Genomic DNA, 19,177 nt, shown 5'->3' with positions numbered 1-19,177 from the left:
GAGACGTATTATGGAAAACGCAACTATCACTACTTTAACCGCACAGTTTCCTCTGGTTGAGGATCTGATTGCTCTGAAAGAAACCACCTGGCTTAACCCGCGCACCACGACGCTTGCAGAAGGGTTGCCGTACGTCGGGCTGACCAAAGCCGACGTGGACGACGCCCACGCGCGCCTAAAACGCTTCGCGCCGTACCTGGCGAAAGCCTTCCCGGAAACGGCGGCAACGGGCGGGATTATCGAATCCGAACTGGTTGCAATCCCGGCGATGAAAAAGCGGCTGGAGAAAGAATCTGCGAAGTCTATTCCCGGCACGCTGCTGCTGAAAAAAGACAGCCATCTGCCGATTTCCGGCTCGATTAAAGCGCGCGGCGGCATCTATGAGGTGCTGACCCATGCGGAAAAACTGGCGCTGGAAGCCGGGTTGCTGAGCATCGACGACGACTACAGCATTCTGCTGGAGCCGCGCTTTAAGGACTTCTTCAGCCAGTACAGCATTGCGGTAGGCTCAACCGGCAACCTTGGGATGTCCATCGGCATTATGAGCGCCCGCATCGGCTTTAAGGTGACGGTGCATATGTCCGCCGACGCCCGCGAGTGGAAGAAAGCCAAACTGCGCAGCCACGGCGTCATCGTCGTGGAATATGAGCAGGATTACGGCGTGGCGGTGGAGCAGGGACGAAAAGCGGCGGAAAGCGATCCGAACTGTTTCTTCATTGACGATGAAAACTCCCGCACCCTTTTCCTGGGCTACGCCGTTGCAGGCGAGCGGCTGAAGGCGCAGTTTGCCGAACAGGGCCGCGTGGTGGATGCCGATCATCCCCTGTACGTCTACCTGCCGTGCGGCGTCGGCGGCGGCCCCGGCGGCGTGGCGTTTGGCCTGAAGCTGGCCTTTGGCGATAACGTCCACTGTTTCTTCGCGGAGCCAACGCACTCCCCGTGCATGCTGCTCGGCGTCTACACCGGCCTGCACGATGAGATCGCGGTGCAGGATCTGGGCATTGATAACGTGACGGCGGCGGACGGTCTGGCGGTAGGGCGCGCCTCCGGCTTCGTGGGCCGCGCGATGGAGCGCCTGCTCGACGGGTTCTATACGCTCTCCGATCAGAGCATGTACGACATGCTCGGCTGGCTGGCGCAGGAGGAAGGCATTCGCCTGGAGCCGTCGGCGCTGGCGGGCATGGCCGGGCCGGTGCGCGTTCATTCGCATACCAACGTTACCCACCTGGTGTGGGCAACCGGCGGCGGAATGGTGCCGGAAGACGAGATGGCGAAGTATTTAGCAAAAGGCCGTTAATCGTAGGCCCGGTAAAGCGTAGCCGCCACCGGGCTTACAGGCTCAAAATTTGCTGAATATGGGTTACCGCAAACAGCAGCGACAGCGAGAGAACAGCGAGCGCGATCAGGAACTTATCCCGAACCGCTTTCGGCTGTACAAAATCGTTCTGCGCCACGTCCATCAGGTTACGGCTGCGGGTATAGCGCCATAAAATAATGGCCACCAGCACCAGCACGACAATAGAAATCCAGAAGGGCACCCCGGTGCGGTGCCAGTTGTGCTTGATCGCCAGGGCAATCAAAGCGCCATACCCCAGCAGCGTGCGCAGCCAGGCGAGCGACGTCCGCTCCGGCTGCAGGCCGGGGTCCGCTTCGCGCCGCGCTTTGCGGCTATCCGCCATAGAACACCAGTACCATCACCACGCCCGCCACCGTCAGCAGAATCGTGCTGATAATCAGCAGCCCGCGCGTATAGGGCAGATCCTGCTTCAGACGCATCGCCTTCTCATTGCGCAGCCAGCGCAGGTAGCCGTAAATCGCCAGCACGCCCGCAAACAGGCACAGCAGCAGCGCCAGCACTTCGCGAATCAGCGGCGTGGCGAAATCGGGCGCGAGCTGATCGAGACCCACCCCTGCGGCAAGAAAGCCCAGCGCGGTGCGGATCCACGCTAAAAAAGTGCGTTCATTAGCCAGAGAGAAGCGGTAGTCCGGCGCTTCGCCGAGGCGGGAAATTTTCATGAGGGTTCCTTGTCGTACTACGGGCAGGCTTCAGCATAGCGTAAATCGACAAGGACAAGGAGACCGGCATCGGGCGATGCCGGTCAGGACGATTAGTGCAGCTCTGGCCAGTAGTCCTTATTGGCCGCGATCAGGTCATCCAGAATCGCTTTCGCGACGGACGCGCTCGGAACGGTTTTCGACAGGGTGATCGCCTGCCAGAGTTTCTGGTACGAGCGCTGCTCCCAGGCATCCACCACCAGTTTTTCCACCGCCACCTGCTGGCTCATCAGCCCTTTCTGGAAGTGTGGAATATCGCCCACCGTGAGCGGCTCCGGCCCGTTATGGCCTACCAGGCACGGGATCTCCACCATCGCGTCGGCATCAAAGTTATGGATAGCCCCGTTGTTAGGCACAATCAGCAGCATCCTTTCCTGGGTGTTGAAGGCAATCGCCGTCGCCAGATCGACGATGTACGACGCATGTTCGTCGATTTCCAGCTCACCGGCGGCGGAGTGACCAGCTTCGATAATCGCCCGGCAGGCGCTGAACACATGCTTCTCACGGTGATCCATCACTTCATTGGCGCGGGTACGCTCCGGGTTCGAGTGCGCGACCACGTAGTCCGGGAACAGATAATACTTCAGGTAGGTGTTCGGCATGGTGTCCGGATCCAGCGCCTGCACGTCTCTGGCTTTGGCAAAGGTATCGTTCCAGCTCGCTTCTGTATGCGCATCTTCCGAAGGCGGCACATAGCCGTTTTTAGCCACGTATTCGCGCAGTTTCGGCATCAGATCGTTGCCGTTGAGATCTTCAATCGACGTCCACCAGCCGAAGTGGTTCAGGCCGTAGTAGCGCACGCGCATCTCTTTGCGGTTTTTCAGGCCGACAATCTGCGCCATGCGCCCTTCAATGCCGATCGGCATATCGCAGATGTTGAGGATTTTGGCGTTCGGGCGCAGGCGACGCGTGGCTTCCGCAACAATCGCCGCCGGGTTGGAGTAGTTCAGCATCCAAGCGTTCGGGGAGTACTGCTGCATATAATCCACCAGCTCCAGCACGCCGCCGATAGAGCGCATGCCGTAGGAAATCCCGCCCGGTCCGCAGGTTTCCTGGCCCAGCACACCGTGGCGCAGCGGGATTTTTTCATCTTTTTCACGCATCGGGTATTTGCCCACGCGGATATGCGCCATCACGAAATCCACATCGCTAAACGCCGCTTTCGGATCGGTGGTATAGCTGAATTCAATCTCGGGTGCCTGCTCCCTGAGGATGATTTTGCATGCTTCGGCGATGGTCTCCTGACGCGCGCCGTCGTTGTCATAAAACTTCAGGGCGCGCAGCGGGAAGCGGTCACGGTTGGCTAACAGCATCAGGACGATACCAGGCGTAAAGGTGCTGCCGCCGCCTGCAATAACAACTGAGAATTTTTTCATGATATAGCCTCTGTCAGGGTGGTTTGTTCATTCGTTAAAGGGGTTTTCATCAGTGATTCCAGCTGGTCGCGTACCTGAGGAACGTGCAGGCCGACAATCACCTGAATGCCGTTGCCGCGTCGCACCACGCCGTGGGCGCCGAGGGCTTTGAAGACGTCATCGCTTTGGGTTTTCGCCATATCCACCAGCGCAATGCGCAAGCGGGTGGCGCAGTTGTTGATGCTTTCGATATTGGCCGCCCCGCCGAGCGCCTGCAGGAATCCGGCGGCCTGCCCTACCTGCTGGCTGGCCGCGGCCGGGGCGGTGGTTTGCCCCCGCGCTGCCTTATAGTCGGCCTTGCTGTAGAGTTTGATTTCGCTCTCTTCCCGGCCCGGCGTTTTCAGGTTCAGACGTTCGATCAGCGTTTTGAAGACCGCGAAGTAGATGCCAGTGAAGCAGACGCCGATGCCAATCTGGGTGAATACCGTCGAGGCGTGGTTGTGGAACATTGGGATCCAGTTTTGCGGCAGGAACTGGTCCAGCAGGCCGCCGCCCATGTTCCCGACCACGCCGAAGGCGTACATCACCGTTGCCATAGTCGCCGCCAGTACCGCGTGCACGGCAAACAGCAGCGGCGAGATAAACAGGAAGGTGAACTCGAGCGGTTCAGTGATGCCCACCAGCACGGCGGTGAGCGTGGCCGGCACCAGCAGCCCCGCCACCTTGACGCGGTTTTCCGGCGACGCGGTGTACCAGATCGCCAGCGCAATCCCGACCGAACCGAACACTTTTGAGTTGCCGTGCAGCGCGAACCCGCCTTCCGGGAAGAGGATTTTCAGCGGCAGGGTGCTCTGGCTGAATTCCTGCAGATGCTGCGCCCAGTAGACCTGAATCCCACCCTCAACCGCCGCCGGGCCGAAGATGAACGGACCGTAGACGAAGTGGTGCAATCCGGTTGGGATCAGAATGCGTTCCAGGAAGGTATACACCCACACGCCCAGCGCCCCGGCAGAGCGCAGGAACGCCTGCAGGGACTCAATGCCCATCTGCACTTTTGGCCAGCCTAGCAGCGTCAGCCAGGCGCAGGGGATCATGACGAAGAACGCGAGGATAACGACAAACGAGCTGCCCTGGAAAATCCCCAGAAAGACCGGCAGCGGCTTGTCGAAGTAGCGGTTGTGGATGGCGGTGACGATGCCTGAGATCACAATGGCGCCGATGATGCTGGTATCGAGCGTTTTGATGCCGGCAATCATCGCCAGCCCGCTTCCCGCCGTCGGTTCGGCGGAAAAGTCGACGCCGAAGAAGTGGCCCCAGGTCATCCCCATCGCGTTAATGAAGTAGTTCCAGGTCAGGAAGCTAATCAGCACCGCCAGACAGGCGCGGCCCTGCGCCTGCTTCGCCAGGCCAATCGGTAAGCCAACGGCAAAAATCAGCGGCATATTGCGAAACACCGCCCAGCCGCCCTCTTCAATGATGTGAACAATCTGCGCGAAAAGATGATCGGGGGCCGTTAAGGCTTCGCCAACAAACAGCGGGTTGCGAAGCATGATGGCGATTCCCACCACGATCCCGGCGAACGGAAACAGCAACACCGGGGTAAACATGGCACCGCCAAAACGTTGTATTTGACTGAGCATTTTTAAATCCTCATGAAACAACCTGTAGGGGTAGAGGCCTTTATGGTTTTTTGCTGGCCTGAGGTGAGCATAAGAACTTACTGATGCGCGAACATGGCGTGCCGCTGCGATTCGTGATCGCATTCATGGTTTTATTTTGACCAATCAGGTCTACTTTCCGGCATAAATATGGACATGTCAGGACACAATCCACGCCCTGATAAGGGCAGAGAGGTCTACTGGTGATCTACAAATCTATCGCCGACAGATTGCGGCTGCGGCTGAATTCGTCGGACTACAACATCGGCAGCCCGCTGCCCGGCGAAAAGGCGCTGGCGCAGGAGTTCGGCGTGGCGCGAATGACCATCCGCAAGGCGCTCGATCTGCTGGTGAGCTGGGGGCTGGTTGAGCGGCGGCACGGCAGCGGAACCTTTGTCTCGCGCAAAGACGTTCACCACGAAACCACCAACCTGACCGGGCTGGTGGAGGTGCTGCGGCAGCAGGGAAAAGAGGTGCAGAGTAAGGTCTTGCAGTTTGAAGTGATGCCCGCCCCGCCCGCTATCGCCAGCCAGCTGCGGATTCAGGTGGATGAGCGGATCTACTTTTCCCGGCGGGTGCGCTACGTGGACGGGAAGCCGCTGATGCTGGAGGACAGCTTTATGCCGGTGAAGCTGTTCCGCAATCTGTCGCTGGCGCATCTTGAGGGGTCTAAGTTTGATTACATCGAGAAGGAGTGCGGGATCACCATCAGCGGCAACTACGAGAGCCTGACGCCGGTGCTGGCAGATAAAACGCTGGCCGGTTATATGAACCTGCCGGAACAGACGCCGCTGCTGCGCATTACGTCTCTCTCCTACAGCGACAGCGGCGAGTTCCTCAATTATTCCGTGATGTTCCGAAATACCAGTGATTACCAGGTGGACTACCATCTGCGGCGCATCCACCCGGAAGATTTACTAGCTCATCCCCCAGAACAGCACCGCCAGTAGCTGCGGGGTGATGATGCGCAGGAACATCACCAGCGGATAGACGGTGGCATAGGAGAGCGCAGCCGCACCGCTGGTGGCGTGCAGGTTGTTGGCAAAGGCCAGCGCGGGTGGATCGGTCATGGAGCCCGCCAGCATCCCGCACAGCGTCAGGTAGTTCATTTTGGCGAACATCCGCGCCAGTATTCCCACCGTCAGCAGCGGGATCGCCGTGATAAAGATGCCGTAGCCTACCCAGCTCATCCCTTCGCCCTTGACCAGGGTATCGACAAAATCCCCGCCGGACTTCAGCCCGACCACCGCCAGGAACAGCACGATACCCAGCTCGCGCAGCGCCAGGTTGGCGCTCGGTGGCATAAACCAGTAAAGCTTCCCGATACAGCCGATACGCCCGAGGATCAGCGCCATAATCAGCGGTCCACCCGCCAGGCCCAGCTTGAGCGCCACAGGGAAGCCCGGCACGTACACAGGAATAGAACCGAGCAGCACGCCGAGCCCGATACCGATAAACACCGGCAGCATCTGCACCTGCTGCAGCTTTTGCTGGGCGTTACCCACCATATCCGCCACGGCGTCGATGGACGACGGGCGCCCGACCAGGTTGAGGATATCCCCGAACTGCAGGCTGGCCTCCGGGCTGGCGACCAGTTCAACACCCGCACGGTTAAGGCGAGAGATCACCACGTCATAGCGCTCTTTTACCTGCAGATCGCGTATTTTCTTGCCAAGAACGTGTTCGTTAGTCACCACAACGCGTTCCACGCGCATATCGGTGCCGCGGGTTGAGAGCGAAGTATCCACTTCCTGGCCAATCACCAGCCGCGCGTTGTTTAAATCTCCGGGCTGGCCGACCAGGTGCAGCAGATCGCCCTGCTGAATGACGGTGCCGGGGGCAGGCACCATCAGCATATCGTCACGCTTGAGGCGGGAGCAGATGATGTTGGCGCTGTTGAGGATCGGCACGTCCTGAATCGCCATATTGTTCAGGTTGGGGTTATCGACCCGAATGTTGATGGTTTTGATCGGCATATGGCCGTTGGTGAGCGTGGTTTCGTGGTCCTTCGCCTCTTTGTCGACGTTAATGCGAAACAGGACGCGGACCAGCCACATGGAAAGCAGAATGCCGCAAATGCCAAACGGATAGGCCATGGCGTAGCTCATCCCCATCTGGTCGACAATGCCGGGTTCGATACCCAAATCGCGAAGGATTTGCTGCCCGGCGCCGAGCGCAGGCGTGTTGGTGACCGCCCCGGAGAAAATGCCCAGCACCACGGGGAGCGGGATATCGAAGATTTTGTGCAGAATTGCGGTGACCAGCCCGCCCATTACCACAATGCCGAGGGCAAACAGGTTGAGCCGTAAACCGGAAACCCGAAGTGAGGCGAAAAAGCCCGGTCCCACCTGAATACCGATGGTATAAACGAAGAGGATCAGGCCGAACTCCTGAGTAAAGTGGAGCATTTCGGCGCTGAGGACCAGCCCGAGCTTGTCGGCGAAGTGCCCGACAAAAATGCCGCCAAACAGTACCCCGCCTATCCCAAACCCGACGCCACGGATTTTGATATTACCTATCCACAGGCCAACAACAGCGACCAGGGCCAACACGCTGACGGTTAACGCGATATCACTCATGACCCACTTCCTTATCATAACCTTAGTTATGCTAAGGATTCTCTCAGAGCCGGGGGCGGTTGTATGGGCGATGGCGCACAAAAAAGCCCTGCCGGGGCAGGGCTTTATCTTTTCACCCTCTCCCACAGGAAGAGGGCCGGGGTGAGGGCATCAGCCCGCACAGTGCTAACTGTTCAACGCCGGCCGCTCGCTAATGGCGATACGCTGCGGCGCGATGGCTTCCGGCACGTTGCGGATCAGGTCGATATGCAGCAGACCGTTGGTAAACGTTGCGCCGGACACTTCCATATGGTCTGCCAGGGTAAAGCTCAGGCTAAACGGCTGATTAACCAACCCCTGATGCAGCCATTTGGTCTCGGTCTCTTGTTTTTCCGGCGACCCCTTCACGGTCAGGCGAGTGCCTTCAAGCTGGATGTCCAGATCGTCCTGGCGGAAACCGGCCAGCGCAAGGGTAATGCGATAGTGGTTATCGTCGCTCTTTTCGATGTTGTACGGCGGAAACGTCTGTTGCTCGGTGGTGCTTTGCAGGGCGTTAGCCAGTTTGTCAAAACCAATCCACTGACGCAGCAGGGGGGATAAATCATAGTTACGCATACTAAATCTCCTTCTGAGAAGCGAGTTCGGCACAGTGTAATTTTGTGCACAGTTATTCCTGCAAATCCTGATGGATTCGCATATGCTCCCGTTACGGCAAGCAAGTTCGGGTGGGCCGCTCACGCGACCCGCGTAATTAGTTAATTTCGATACGGCGCGGTTTTTTCTCTTCCGGAATCACACGTTCCAGTTCGATAAACAGCAGACCGTTAACCAGGTTCGCGCCTTTAACGTGAATGTTCTCGGCTAACTGGAATTTGCGTTCAAAGTTACGCTCGGCGATGCCCTGATAAAGGTAGGTACGTTCTTTCTGCTCGGCCATATGGGAACCTTTCACCACCAGCAGGTTGTCCTGCGCGGTGATCTCCAGTTCGTTTTCTGCAAAACCGGCGACGGCAATGGCGATGCGGTAGTGGTTTTCGTCAACCAGCTCAACATTGTATGGAGGGTAGCCGTTGCTCTGGCTTTGGTTATTTTCTAAATGGTTAAACAGGCGGTCAAAACCAATTGCAGAACGGTATAGCGGAGAAAGATCGAAGTTACGCATAAATAAAACTCCTGAAATCAGCGAGAAATTGTAGCCTTCCACCATGGACAGGCCTTTGCGCCCCCGAACACCCATCAGGCGAGTTCGTTATCGGGCCACATTCTTAAAATGGGTCTGCAATCGGGCTTTTCAAGAACGACAGCTGCACTTTTTTTTGCACTTTCCTGCATCTCGCTTAGACTGGGACAACAGCACAAAGGGTTAAATTGCGATGGCTGCCACAGTGCGGGGTTATAGGGCTATCCATTTTGGATAAGGCTCGCTATAACCCTGAGTTGCATGTCTATGCAGTGCCATTAACGATGACTGAGTGATGATGAAAAATGTTCTGATAAAGCTGACGACGTTCAGCTGGGTAGTTTTACTTTGCGGGTGTTCGAGCGTGATGTCTCACACCGGCGGTAAAGAAGGAACATATCCGGGGACGCGCGCCAGCGCGGCGATGATCTCCGATGACGATACAAACTGGGGCACCAAATCCCTGGTTATCCTGGATATGCCGTTTACGGCCGTGGCGGATACGCTTCTGCTGCCGTGGGATATGTTTCGTAAGGACAACTCCGTGCGCTCGCGGGTAGAGAAAAGCGAGCAGGAAAATCTGGCGACAAACGCCGTCATCCCGCCCGCTGAAATGCCTCCACGCTAGTACTGCGCGGTTTCCGTTACCCAAAGCTGACGGAAACCGGCTGTCTCCTCCATCCACGCAATAACGCGCCCGTCAGGGGAAAAAACGACCGCATCAGCAGACGGCGGGTTGCCGTGATCGGACGTCAAAAACGTCACCTCTCCGGTCTGTGCGTCGCAGCAGGCGATCCGATTTTCGAGCACAAACCCCAGACGATCGCCGGAAGGATGCCAGTTAAATGCTGACTGAATATCGCTCCCGGTACGCGTCAACTGGCGCGGCTCACCTCCCTCAGAAGAGATCAGCCACAGCTGCACAATGCCGTTATCATCCCGCATCAGAAACGCAATCTGTGTCCCCTGCGGGTTGCAGCGAACCCAGTGACGCGGCATGTTCACCAGGCCCGGGTACGCCCTCTGATGCGTAAAGGTCAAACGGCGCTGCTTCACACCCGCAGGCGGCGCTGGCAGGGTCTCCGTCGTGCCCTGTAGCGGCGCATCGCCCGCACGCTTCCAGCCCTGCTCGTCTTCCGGCAGATTTACGATAAACAGTTCCGGTACTTTTTCGCCCTGCGCGGAGAGGGTATCGCCGATAAACGCCAGCCTGTCGTTGCCCACCCAGCCCTCTTCGTATGCGCGGTTGATTTCATCGCTGCCCGGCCGTGGGTTGGGCGTGGTGCGGCTAACCAGCACGCTCCAGAAGGTTCCCGAATATTCACGGGGATGGTTCCCCTGCGGGTTCACCGGGCCGTAAGGCGCAGCCACGCCGACGTTGCGTAAATCGAGTTTAGGATCGCGTTCGTGCAGAACATGGTCGTTATAGGTAAAGCTGACGAGCCGCCCGTTCGGGCTGAAGACATGGACGTGGCTGCCGCCGCGCAGCGCGCCTGCGGTGTAAGGCGCGGTGATATCCATCGCGTCCAGGTTGCTCACCTGACCGTTTTGTGCAACCACTCCCTGACGATGATGAAAATCGTAGTGCCAGTCCGCATCCGGGTTTTTCGGGCCGTGGATAAAGACATATTTCTCTTCTGCAGGATGAACGGTCACCACGCCGACATGCGCGCCGTCAGTGGCGCGATATACCACCTCTACCTCACCCGTAGCGACATTGACCCGCTCGATGGTTTCACCGGTAAACGACGCACCGGACGGGCGCACGTCGTAGACCAGCCACTGGCTGTCCGGCGTCCAGGTATTGATGTTGGTCAGCTGGTGGTTGCGGGAAGCGAAAGTGATTTGTTTCATGAGGATACCCTGATGCACGGTGAGTGCATCAGGGTAAAACATCCGCAGGGATTAGCCTACTCGTTTCACATCACCCACCAGCAGGATGTAGGAGAGTGCTCCGATCAGCGCCACGGCAGAAATATAGACCAGCGCCGGGCCGAAGCCGTAGTCCTGCGCCAGGTAGCCGATGACCAGCGGTACGGTGATCCCGCCCAGCCCGCCGACAAAGTTGAACACGCCGCCGGTCAGGCCAATCAGCCGCATCGGCGCAAGGGACGACACCAGCGACCAGGTGATAGAGGCGAAACCGTTACCGAAGAACGCCACCGCCATCAGGGTCATAATCCACACCGGATCGTTGGTGTAGTTGGCGCCCATGATGCAGGTGGAGATCAGCAACCCGCAGATGATCGGCGTTTTACGCGCCACGCCCAGCGAGTAGCCCTTTTTCACCAGCTTATCGGCCAGCCAGCCGGAGAGCAGCACGCCGAAGAACGCCGCGAGGAACGGCACGGTGGTCATAAAGCCCGCCTTCAGCGCCGTGATGCCTTTCTCCTGGGTCAGGTAGTTCGGGAACCAGGTAAGGAAGAACCACAGCGTGGAGGTTACCGCGAACTGGCCCAGATAAACGCCCACCAGCTTACGATGGAAGACCAGCTTCCAGTCCGCTTTGGTCAGCGGCTGGCGCGCCTCTTTTTTCACCGGCGCATCGCCGTCCACCAGGCCACCGCCGTCGCGGATGTAGTCCAGCTCGGCTTTGGTGATGCTTTTGGTCAGACGCGGCGGCTGGTAAACCTTGAACCAGATCAGCGACCAGATAATGCCAATCCCACCCGTGACGATGAATACCCAGTGCCAGCTCAGCAGCTCCTGGATCCAGATCAGCAGCGGCGTCAGGAACGCCAGGCCGACAAACTGCCCGGAGGTGTAAAAGCCAACGGCGGAAGCGCGCTCGTGTTCCGGGAACCAGCTGGTCACCATACGGTTGTTGGTCGGAAACGCGGGCGCTTCGAACACCCCGGTGATGGCGCGCAGGCCAATCAGCGACATCAGCCCGGTCGCGAAGCCCTGGAACAGGGTCGCCACTGACCAGCCGAAAATGGCAATGAAATAGGTCAGACGTGAACCCACGCGGTCAAGGAACCAGCCGCCCGGGATCTGACATAAAGTATACAGCCAGGCAAACGCCGAAAAGACGTAGCCCATTTCCGCTTTGGTGATGCCAAACTCTTCCTGGATATGGGCCGATGCCACGGCAAGGTTGGCGCGGTCTACATAGCAAATGACCACGGTAATAAAGATCATAATCAGCGTCAGGTAGCGGCGACGCCCGGTTTTTGTAGCGGTAACTGGAATATCCATCGCAATCTGTCTCCAGATTTTGGGCATAGCGAAGCCGCTCACCATGCCCTGTAATTTACAGAGGGTGTATTTGGTTTTTTTAATTAAAAACGTAAACAGAATGCGCTAAATAATTCGTGCTGGGGGAAGGCGGCAAGTTTTCGCATCCCCGGGAGCATACAAAAGTATATGACCGGGGTAAGAAAACGCAGCCAACGCATCACCAGCGCGAAGTATGACGCGCATTTACCATTCGGCTACGCTGCCATCCTCATGACGCCACAGCGGGTTACGCCAGTCTGGCGCATTTTTACTCAGCTCAATGACTTTGGCTTCGTCAATTTCTACGCCAAGGCCCGGCTTCGTTAACGGTTTAAAGAAACCGCCTTCCATGCAGAAGTCTTCTTTATTTTTCACAAAATCGAGCAGTTCCGCGCCCTTGTTATAGTGAATCCCCATGCTCTGTTCCTGGAACACCGCATTGCGGGAGATAAAATCAACGTGCAGACAGGCAGCCAGCGCGATCGGGCCTAGCGGGCAGTGCGGTGCCAATGCCACATCGTAAGCCTCTGCCATCCCGGCAATTTTGTAGCATTCAGTTATGCCGCCCGCGTGAGAGAGGTCCGGCTGCAGGATGGCAATGCCGCCCGCTTCAAGCACGCGTTTGAACTCGAAGCGCGAGAACATACGTTCGCCCGCCGCGATGGGAATATGGGTCTGTTCAGCCAGTTTCGGGTAGTACTCGGCCTGCTCGGCCAGCACCGGTTCTTCAATAAACAGCGGACGATACGGCTCCAGCTCTTTGATCAGAACTTTGGCCATCGGCGCGCTGACTCGGCCGTGGAAATCCAGGCCAAACTCAATCTCGTTGCCGAAGGCTTCACGGATTTGCGCCACGGTATTCACCGCCCGGTCTACCGCACGCGAGTTGTCGATAATGCCCATCTCTTCGCAGCCGTTGAGCTTGAAAGTGTCGAAGCCGATGTTGCGCAGCTGCGTGATGCCATCAATCACTTCCGCAGGACGGTCACCGCCGACCCAGCTGTAGGCTTTAATTTTGTCGCGCACCAGGCCGCCCATCAATTGCCAGACCGGCGCGTTCAGCACTTTGCCTTTGATATCCCACAGCGCCTGGTCGATGCCGGCGATGGCGCTCATCAGGATCGGCCCCCCGCGGTAGAAGCCCGCGCGGTACATCACCTGCCAAAGGTCGTTAATGCGCGCCGGATCCTGACCAATCAGGTATTCCCCCAGCTCGTGCACCGCCGCTTCTACGGTACGCGCCCGCCCTTCAATCACCGGTTCGCCCCAGCCCACAACCCCTTCATCGGTTTCGATTTTCAGGAACATCCAGCGCGGGGGTAAACGGTACGTGGTGAGTTTGGTTATTTTCATTTCACTGCCTCTCGATACGCTTTCACAAATGCTGCCGCCTGCTGTGCGGTACGCTCCACGGACTGTCCGGCACGATAAAGATCGCTGCCCAGCCCCGCGCCCACACAGCCAGCGCTCATCCACTGGCCCAGGTTTTCTGGCGTTACGCCGCCCACGGCAAAGACCGGCACGCTGGCGGGCAATACCGCTTTCAGCGCTTTGATGTAGTCCGGACCAAAAGCCGATGACGGGAAAATTTTGAGCGACTGTGCGCCTGCGTCGAGAGCGGTAAAGGCTTCCGTGGCGGTGGCGCACCCCGGGCAGACGGTCATGCCGTGCCCCACCGCGCGGCGGATCACCTCAGGCTGAATATTGGGCGTGACGATAAGCCTGCAGCCCATCTTCGCCAGCCGATCTACCTGCTCGGGCTGTAACACGGTGCCTGCGCCAATCAGCGCCTTATCACCAAAGGCCTTCACCACGGCCGGAATGCTTTTTTCCCACTCGGGAGAGTTAAGCGGGATTTCCACCGCGTCGAACCCGGCGTCAATAACCGCGCCGACGTGGGCTAACGCCTCATCGGGCGTAATGCCGCGCAAAATCGCGATAAGGGGAAGATCAGTTTGCCACTGCATGAGCGATGCTCCTTATTCCTGCCTGAAATGCCGTGTCGCCGGATAGCGTTGAAACGTTACGCCCAACGGTACGAAACGCCTGATCGTAGCGCGACGTCAGCGATGCGCCTGCGACAATGGTGATGGCCTGCTCGTGCGCGATGAAATCACGCATGCTGGCAACCTCAGCGCCAATCAGCAGGCCGGAAAGAAACTCGCTGACCTGCTCGCGCGGGAGATTTCCCAGCACGTGCGAGGCGCGAACCTCAAAAAGGTGCGGCAAAACATCAGGAGAAGCGATCCCACGTTCAAGCCCGGCAGCAAACGCCTCTGCCGAGGCTTCCTGCTCAGGTAAACCGGCCCCGACCAGCGAATGGTTGAGCAGCAAATGGTGCAGCTCGCCGGTCATCACGGTGCGAAAGTCGTGGATTTGCTCAGCGTCAGCCTGGACCCACTTGCAGTGCGTTCCGGGCATGACGTAGACAGAAGAAGGGGAAAGCGCGCGCGCGCCAAGCAGCTGCGTCTCTTCGCCGCGCATCACGTTGTGGTTGTCGTCGCGAGAAACGCACAAGCCGGGAATAATCCAGATATTGTCGCCAACGGACGTTAACTGCTCGCCAATGGCGGAGAAATGGGCGGGAACCGGCACATAAGGGGCGATTTTCCACCCTACGTTGCTGCCTACCATACCCGCCATCACTACCGGCGTGGCGCTGTCGCGCCAGCGTTGTGTGACCTCTGCTAACACCGCCTCGGGGGATTTACCGTTCAGGCGCGTCACGCCTGCTTCTGATTGCCTGCTTTCCAGGCACTGCTCGCCCTGATACAGCCAGGCGCGCAGATTGGTCGATCCCCAGTCAATTGCGATGTAGCGAGATGTCATGTGATTTCCTTCAGCCTTCGTGTCGAGCTGGCAATCATGGTAAGTGCCGCCTGCTCTGCCGCATCGCCGTCCTGATGCCGTATCGCATCGAACAGCGCTTTATGTTCCTGGAGCGTTTTCGGCATGTTGGCCTCATCTCCCATCCAGGTACGTTCAAATACTGCTCGCTGTAGCGAGCTGATCGCTACGCTAAGCTGCTGTAATACCGGGTTATGCACCGACTGCAGCACCGCTTCGTGGTAGCGAATATCTGCCTCGTTAAACGCCTCCCGGTTCTGGTTATTGGCGATCATGTCGTTTAAAGCCGACTCGATCTGGGCCAAATCGCCGGAAGTTGCGCGTTCCGCCGCCCAGCGGGCGATGGCCGGTTCAACCAGGTTTCGGACTTCGCTCATCGCGCCGATAAGCCGCGGGTCGTAGTCATTTTCCAGCACCCACTGCAGCACGTCGGTATCGAGGTAGTTCCACTGGTTACGCGGGGCAACAAACGCGCCGCGATAGCGCTTCATTTCAATCAGCCGCTTCGCCATCAGCGAGCGGAATACTTCCCGGATGATGTTGCGCGAGGTTTCAAACTCCTCACACAGTTCGGCCTCTGCCGGCAGCGGCGAACCGGGAACGTATTTGCCACCCACAATCTGGGTGCCCAGCGTGATGACGATGCGATCGGTTTTATTGAGTGTCATGGAGAGTCCTTGTGCTCTGTATGTCCATCACTACTTTACCGCGACCGCTGAATTTCACCTCACTTTTGCAGTACAAACGTGAGGGAGTTCGTCTTTGCCATGGCTGTAATGTAGTACAATCATTTAATGTTGTACTACAATCAAGATCACAAAAAGAACAATTCAATAAATTCAGCGCAAAAAAAAGCCCGGTTGATAACCGAGGCTGATGATTAAAAATAAGCGTTACTGCAGCACAAACTTCTCGATCGCGTAAGCAACGCCGTCCTCCAGGTTGGATTTGGTCACGAAGTTGGCCACTTCTTTCACGGATGGAATGGCGTTATCCATCGCCACGCCCATACCGGCGAATTCGATCATCGCGATGTCATTTTCCTGGTCGCCCAGCGCCATGATCTCTTCCTGTTTAATACCCAGCGCATCGGCCAGTGATTTGACACCGGTGCCTTTATTGACGCGTTTATCGAGGATTTCGAGGAAGTACGGCGCACTTTTCAGCACGGTGTACTTCTCTTTTACCTCCGCCGGAATGCGCGCAATCGCTTTATCCAGGATCTCCGGCTCGTCGATCATCATCACTTTCAGGAACTGCGTCGCCGGGTCCATTTTCTCCGCTTCACAGAACACCAGCGGAATGGTCGCAACGTAGGATTCATGTACCGTGTAGTAGCTGATATCGCGGTTGGCGGTATAGAGCGTATTGCGATCGAGCGCGTGGAAGTGGGAACCCACTTCACGGGACAGTTTTTCCAGGAACAGATAGTCATCGTAGCTCAGCGCGGTTTGCGCAACCGTACTGCCGTCAGCGGCTTTCTGCACCAGCGCGCCGTTATAGGTGATGCAGTAGTCGCCCGGCTGATTCATGTGCAGTTCTTTCAGATAGCTGTGTACGCCCGCATACGGACGCCCCGTGGTCAGGACCACATTCACGCCCTTTGCGCGCGCCGCGGCAATCGCGTTTTTAACGGCTGGAGAGATAGTGTGATCTGGCAGCAGCAGCGTGCCGTCCATATCGATTGCGATGAGTTTGATAGCCATGAGTTCCCCGGAATAAATGAGTGCTGCCTCATGCTAACGCGATTAAGCACACAAAAATAGAGCTATATTGCGCAACAGGAATGCCCCTTTTACGCTGATTCCGGGGAACGAAGGCTTACTCGCGGGTGAGAACTATTTTACCGAACGCGCCGCGATCCAGATGTTCAAACGCCTGTTCAAGCTCGTTAAAACGGTAGCGATGCTCAATCACCGGCTTCAGCCCCGTGACGTCAACTGCGCGGACAAAATCTTCCAGCGCCCGGCGGTGCCCCACGCCAATCCCCTGAATGACGGGTGATTTCAGCAGCAGTTCGCCAGCAGAGAGGGTAATCTCCGTCCCGGCCAGCACGCCAATGACGGAGATACGTCCGTGAACGGCAACGGCGCGCAGGGAATGCTTCAGGTTCTCTCCGCCTACGGTTTCAATAATATGGTCGATACCGCGATCCTGCGTGAGCGCCAGCGTATTTTCCGCCCAGTCGCCTTTCAGACGGTTGATGCCCTGGCTGGCTCCCAGCTTTTTGGCCAGCGCCAGTTTTTCATCACTCCCCGAGGTGACAAAAACCTCCGCCCCGTGCGCTTTTGCGATTTGCAGGGCGAATATCGCCACGCCGCCCGTGCCCTGCACCAGCACCGATTGACCGGCGCGCAGCTGACCACGTTCCACCAGCGCAAACCAGGCGGTGAGCCCTGCGCAGGGCAGCGTGCTGGCCTCGGCGTCATCCAGAGTCTCCGGGGAGGCCGCCAGCGCGCCTTCATTCACAATCACATACTCGGACAGCATGCCCTGAAAGTATCCGCCGGACGTTTTATAGGGCAGATTGCGCGCGTCCGCCTGCGGCTTACCGTCGATCCACTCAGGGAAGAAGGTTGAGATGACGCGCGCGCCGGGCTGGAAGCGCGTAACGCCTTCACCAATGCTGTCCACCACGCCCGCCATGTCAGATGCCGGGGTAAACGGGAAGGAAAGCGGAATCGGCATTGTGCCTTCAACAACCATTTTATCGCGATAGTTAAGCGCAACGGCATTCACCCGCACGCGCACTTCACCCGGGCCCGGCTGTGGGACGGGCGCCTGAGTCAGCTTGAGGTTCTCGCGCCCGAGGGCATCCATGGACCAGCGTTGCATTGTCTCTGTCATTTAATTTCTCCTGCCATCAGATGAGCTTTAGTCCTGACAGTCTACCGTTGACTAAAGGTCGCCAGTGGCGATAAGTTTTCTCTTTATTGACGCCAGAACAGATACAATCGATGACCGATACGCTGAAGGATATTCCTGTTTTTGTGGCCGCCGTTGAGGCGGGAAGTTTTGCGCAGGCCGCCATTCGTCTGCATTTGTCACGCTCGGCGGTCGGAAAAAGTATCGCTCGCCTTGAACAACGGCTGGGGGTACGTCTTTTTCAGCGCACCACCCGCAGCCAGAGTCTGACCGATAACGGCTCCCTTTTTTATGAACGCTGCCTGCGCGCGCTGGAGGAGATTCGGAGTGCGGAATCGCTGCTTGAGACGGGGAAACAGCAGGTCAGCGGTCGCCTGCGCATTTCCATGCCGGTGCTGTTTGGTCGCCAGTGTGTCGCCCCGCTGCTGATAGCGCTGGCTCAGGAACACCCCGGGCTTGAGCTGGAAATGTCATTCAGCGACCGCGTGGTGGATCTGGTCGAGGAAGGGTTTGATATGGCGGTGCGTAACGGCACGCTTCAGGACAGCAGCGTGCTGGTCGCCAGAAAGCTGGGAGAACACCGCATGGTGCTGTGCGCCGCGCCGGAGTATCTGCTGAAGAAAGGCCAGCCACAAAGCGTTAATGATTTATCCCAGCATACGGCCATTAACTATTTGAGCGCAGGCAGAGTGTTGTCCTGGCAGCTGATGGATAACGAAGGAACGTCGCACACCTTTACGCCCCGATCGTCGCTCAATATGGATGATTTGCAGGCGATCTGCGACGCTGCGCTGGCCGGACACGGCATTGCATGGCTGCCCTGCTGGATGGTCGTCAAAGATATTCACCAGGGTAAACTCGTCCCGTTCTTAAAGCAGGCACCGGATGTGCATTTCAACGTTCATGCCGTGTGGCAGCAGACGCCGCATCTGCCGCTGAGGGTAAGAATAGCGATAGATACGCTGGCGAACCGTTTACCGTCCGTGATGTCGCTGGATATGCCTGCTCCCACAACAAAGCCGCGCTAAAAGCACAGGTTAACGATCTGATTCATACAGGCAAACCTGCTTACCAGGCGAAAATCTGCTTATAACAGTGAAGTACACATCCCGGCTACGTTCTGACGTCCACAACTCCCCGGCGGGAGCTTTTCTCGCAAAGGAATAGCCACGCGAAACAAGGTATTGTTTAAGTGCAGCGGTATCAGATACCCCGCTAAAGCACACGCCAGCGGTTTCCGGCTGTCCATTTGCAGCAGAGTGGTTGAAGGTATAATCCGGTGAAAGGCGTGGTACCTGCTTAATCGATTCTGGGGTGTAAAGATGATAGCGAACCCTATCTGATTCACGGTATGTCATCTCAGGCTCATACGGCAAAAGGAGGTATATGACCGTGACAATCACGATGGCCAGCCCTGAGTATATGGCTAACTTTTTCATG

Annotated in this window: 20 protein-coding genes and 1 other annotated feature; of the genes, 4 read left to right on the top strand and 16 right to left on the bottom strand. The window is 57.5% G+C overall.

The genetic code is table 11. From position 1 onward, the window contains the following. Positions 1-10: 10 nt before the first annotated feature. Entirely contained in the window at positions 11-1,297 is a 1,287-nt protein-coding gene (dsdA, locus tag INF68_RS15005; RefSeq protein WP_126786530.1) for a D-serine ammonia-lyase, read from the top strand. 34 nt (positions 1,298-1,331) lie between these two features. On the opposite strand, the gene INF68_RS15000 is transcribed toward dsdA, so the two are convergent. From INF68_RS15000 to INF68_RS14985, 4 genes are all read right to left on the bottom strand, one after another. Further along, positions 1,332-1,679: a DUF202 domain-containing protein gene (locus tag INF68_RS15000; RefSeq protein WP_109845937.1), complete on the bottom strand. Its 348-nt coding sequence runs from the start codon at positions 1,677-1,679 to the stop codon at positions 1,332-1,334. Continuing rightward, complete coding sequence (locus INF68_RS14995) at positions 1,669-2,016, bottom strand: YidH family protein (protein ID WP_023309821.1); 348 nt, start codon at positions 2,014-2,016, stop codon at positions 1,669-1,671. Before INF68_RS14995 ends, INF68_RS15000 begins: the two co-directional genes overlap by 11 nt. A gap of 92 nt (positions 2,017-2,108) precedes the next feature. After that, positions 2,109-3,431, bottom strand: coding sequence for a 6-phospho-alpha-glucosidase (locus tag INF68_RS14990; RefSeq protein ID WP_045620539.1), 1,323 nt, complete (start codon positions 3,429-3,431; stop codon positions 2,109-2,111). Then, positions 3,428-5,050: an alpha-glucoside-specific PTS transporter subunit IIBC gene (locus INF68_RS14985; protein WP_126786531.1), complete on the bottom strand. Its 1,623-nt coding sequence runs from the start codon at positions 5,048-5,050 to the stop codon at positions 3,428-3,430. The genes INF68_RS14990 and INF68_RS14985 overlap by 4 nt, the downstream gene beginning before the upstream one ends. Before the next feature lie 221 nt (positions 5,051-5,271). Between INF68_RS14985 and INF68_RS14980 the strand changes: the two genes are divergently transcribed. After that, complete coding sequence (locus INF68_RS14980; protein ID WP_063440101.1) at positions 5,272-6,018, top strand: GntR family transcriptional regulator; 747 nt, start codon at positions 5,272-5,274, stop codon at positions 6,016-6,018. Here the strand turns inward: INF68_RS14980 and INF68_RS14975 are convergent. From INF68_RS14975 to ibpA, 3 genes are all read right to left on the bottom strand, one after another. Beyond that, positions 5,986-7,647: a putative transporter gene (locus INF68_RS14975; protein ID WP_032662051.1), complete on the bottom strand. Its 1,662-nt coding sequence runs from the start codon at positions 7,645-7,647 to the stop codon at positions 5,986-5,988. The genes INF68_RS14980 and INF68_RS14975 overlap by 33 nt on opposite strands. Positions 7,648-7,812: 165 nt before the next feature. Beyond that, entirely contained in the window at positions 7,813-8,241 is a 429-nt protein-coding gene (gene ibpB, locus INF68_RS14970; RefSeq protein WP_023309816.1) for a small heat shock chaperone IbpB, read from the bottom strand. Positions 8,242-8,377: 136 nt separating this feature from the next. After that, a complete protein-coding gene (gene ibpA, locus INF68_RS14965) occupies positions 8,378-8,788 on the bottom strand; it encodes a small heat shock chaperone IbpA (RefSeq protein ID WP_193525338.1) in 411 nt (136 codons plus the stop codon). After that, positions 8,782-8,853, bottom strand: a sequence feature (ROSE (Repression Of Heat Shock gene Expression) occurs in the 5'-region of heat shock genes and acts as an RNA thermometer to modulate expression.). Its footprint overlaps the gene before it by 7 nt. 248 nt (positions 8,854-9,101) lie before the next feature. Between ibpA and INF68_RS14960 the strand changes: the two genes are divergently transcribed. Next, a complete protein-coding gene (locus tag INF68_RS14960; protein ID WP_109845941.1) occupies positions 9,102-9,434 on the top strand; it encodes a YceK/YidQ family lipoprotein in 333 nt (110 codons plus the stop codon). Here the strand turns inward: INF68_RS14960 and INF68_RS14955 are convergent. The 8 genes from INF68_RS14955 to INF68_RS14920 form a co-directional block, all read right to left on the bottom strand. Then, positions 9,431-10,660: a DUF3748 domain-containing protein gene (locus INF68_RS14955; RefSeq protein ID WP_181367029.1), complete on the bottom strand. Its 1,230-nt coding sequence runs from the start codon at positions 10,658-10,660 to the stop codon at positions 9,431-9,433. The two genes, INF68_RS14960 and INF68_RS14955, sit on opposite strands and share 4 nt — an antisense overlap. Positions 10,661-10,711: 51 nt before the next feature. Beyond that, positions 10,712-12,049 (bottom strand): MFS transporter, encoded by a 1,338-nt coding sequence (locus INF68_RS14950; RefSeq protein ID WP_109845943.1) that lies wholly within the window; start codon positions 12,047-12,049, stop codon positions 10,712-10,714. Between the two features lie 180 nt (positions 12,050-12,229). Then, a complete protein-coding gene (gene dgoD / locus INF68_RS14945) occupies positions 12,230-13,378 on the bottom strand; it encodes a galactonate dehydratase (RefSeq protein WP_059347377.1) in 1,149 nt (382 codons plus the stop codon). Beyond that, positions 13,375-13,992, bottom strand: a complete 618-nt coding sequence (locus tag INF68_RS14940; RefSeq protein WP_109845944.1) for a 2-dehydro-3-deoxy-6-phosphogalactonate aldolase — start codon at positions 13,990-13,992, stop codon at positions 13,375-13,377. The genes dgoD and INF68_RS14940 overlap by 4 nt, the downstream gene beginning before the upstream one ends. Continuing rightward, entirely contained in the window at positions 13,976-14,854 is an 879-nt protein-coding gene (locus tag INF68_RS14935) for a 2-dehydro-3-deoxygalactonokinase (protein ID WP_126786532.1), read from the bottom strand. The genes INF68_RS14940 and INF68_RS14935 overlap by 17 nt, the downstream gene beginning before the upstream one ends. Further along, a complete protein-coding gene (dgoR, locus tag INF68_RS14930; protein WP_003861109.1) occupies positions 14,851-15,540 on the bottom strand; it encodes a D-galactonate utilization transcriptional regulator DgoR in 690 nt (229 codons plus the stop codon). Before dgoR ends, INF68_RS14935 begins: the two co-directional genes overlap by 4 nt. A 225-nt stretch (positions 15,541-15,765) precedes the next feature. After that, positions 15,766-16,578: a sugar-phosphatase gene (gene yidA / locus INF68_RS14925; protein WP_023309809.1), complete on the bottom strand. Its 813-nt coding sequence runs from the start codon at positions 16,576-16,578 to the stop codon at positions 15,766-15,768. Positions 16,579-16,693: 115 nt separating this feature from the next. After that, positions 16,694-17,719, bottom strand: coding sequence for an NAD(P)-dependent alcohol dehydrogenase (locus INF68_RS14920; protein WP_047743282.1), 1,026 nt, complete (start codon positions 17,717-17,719; stop codon positions 16,694-16,696). A gap of 110 nt (positions 17,720-17,829) precedes the next feature. On the opposite strand from INF68_RS14920, the gene INF68_RS14915 reads away from it, so the two are divergent. Beyond that, positions 17,830-18,765, top strand: coding sequence for a LysR family transcriptional regulator (locus INF68_RS14915; protein WP_126786533.1), 936 nt, complete (start codon positions 17,830-17,832; stop codon positions 18,763-18,765). Between the two features lie 9 nt (positions 18,766-18,774). Here INF68_RS14915 and INF68_RS14910 read toward each other — a convergent pair whose 3' ends face one another. Continuing rightward, positions 18,775-19,176, bottom strand: coding sequence for a hypothetical protein (locus INF68_RS14910; RefSeq protein WP_126786534.1), 402 nt, complete (start codon positions 19,174-19,176; stop codon positions 18,775-18,777). Position 19,177: the final 1 nt, after the last annotated feature.

Source organism: Enterobacter cloacae complex sp. P16RS2, assembly GCF_014982155.1.
GTDB lineage: Bacteria > Pseudomonadota > Gammaproteobacteria > Enterobacterales > Enterobacteriaceae > Enterobacter > Enterobacter cloacae_M.
This window is presented reverse-complemented; position numbering and strand designations above follow the sequence as displayed.